Annotated in this window: 3 protein-coding genes; all 3 read right to left on the reverse strand. The window is 69.7% G+C overall.

The genetic code is table 11. The features are described 5' to 3' along the window. Positions 1–52 precede the first annotated feature (52 nt). Positions 53–340, reverse strand: coding sequence for a hypothetical protein (locus tag D471_RS0132275; protein WP_017602431.1), 288 nt, complete (start codon positions 338–340; stop codon positions 53–55). 29 nt (positions 341–369) lie between these two features. Continuing rightward, a complete protein-coding gene (locus tag D471_RS42430) occupies positions 370–504 on the reverse strand; it encodes a hypothetical protein (protein WP_017602432.1) in 135 nt (44 codons plus the stop codon). Positions 505–675: 171 nt separating this feature from the next. Next, positions 676–1,048: hypothetical protein (locus tag D471_RS37450; protein ID WP_206538998.1), on the reverse strand; the 373-nt coding region annotated here is incomplete at its 5' end.

A 1,048-nucleotide genomic window follows, 5' to 3' on the forward strand; every position in this document is an offset into this window, starting at 1 on the left:
CCCGTGGTGGTCCCGACACCGCCCCGAAGGGCGGCACCGGCAGACCACGGGACTACGACGCCACCTCGACCAGCTGGTAGCGGTCGTCGATCTCCATCGCCGCCATCAGCGCCCGCACCACCAGCACGGCAGCCTCCGTGCCCGGCTCGGGCAGGGACACCGACGCCTCCACTCGCCAGCCCTCGCACGTCTCCTCGGACACGGTGACGTCCTCCATGCTGGTGTGCAGCCGCCGGCCGTCCGGGTCGATGTACGTGAAGTCGTAGCGCTGGCCGGTCTTGGCGGCGTAGGGCTTGTCGAGGGTGTTGGTGGCGAAGCCGGTGTACTCGATCGTGGTCATGGCGTGCTCCTCAGGGGTTATGGGGTGGTCTACTGGCCGTAGTCGTCTTCGCTGAGTCCGCCGAACAGCGGCGTGCGCTCGCGCTCGCGGCGGCGCCGGTCGGCGTCGGCGACCAGGGCCATCAGGTTGGCGGCGGTGGACTCGGGGCTCTGCTCGTCAGCCATGTGCTCTCCTCCGGTGTGTGGACCCGTGGTGGTCCCTACGCCACCCCTCAGGACGGGAGAGGCGGCACAGGCAGACCACGGGTCAGGCGAAGAGGCCGCCGAGGGTGTAGCCAGCCCACGCCACGAGACCGAACACGATCGCGAACGCGAGGAAGAACGTCACCGGGTGCATCACATCCCACCCCCAACCAGCGAACTCACACGGCCAGCGGGCATCACCGTGATCCCCGACGACCACAGGTCCACAAGCTCACCCGCAACCCGGACCACCGCATCCCACCGGGCAGCGAGGATCTCGTCAGCGCGGTCACACATCCACGACCAGTCCGTAGGCTCGGAAGACGTGCCGTAGGTCAGCTCGGCGCTGAAGCACTGGGAGACCACCCCACCCGCGAATCGCCGGTCACCGAAGGAGTGGCGCTCCGCCACCCACTCACGCACGGGCGTGAGCAGGCCCGTCCTGCGCATCCACTCGATCTCCGCCCGGTGTCCCGCAGCGGCGCCGGCCACGTACCCCTCCCACCGGCCGGACGATGGCAGCAGG

It is taken from the genome of Nocardiopsis lucentensis DSM 44048 (assembly GCF_000341125.1).
In the GTDB taxonomy this organism is placed as follows: domain Bacteria; phylum Actinomycetota; class Actinomycetes; order Streptosporangiales; family Streptosporangiaceae; genus Nocardiopsis; species Nocardiopsis lucentensis.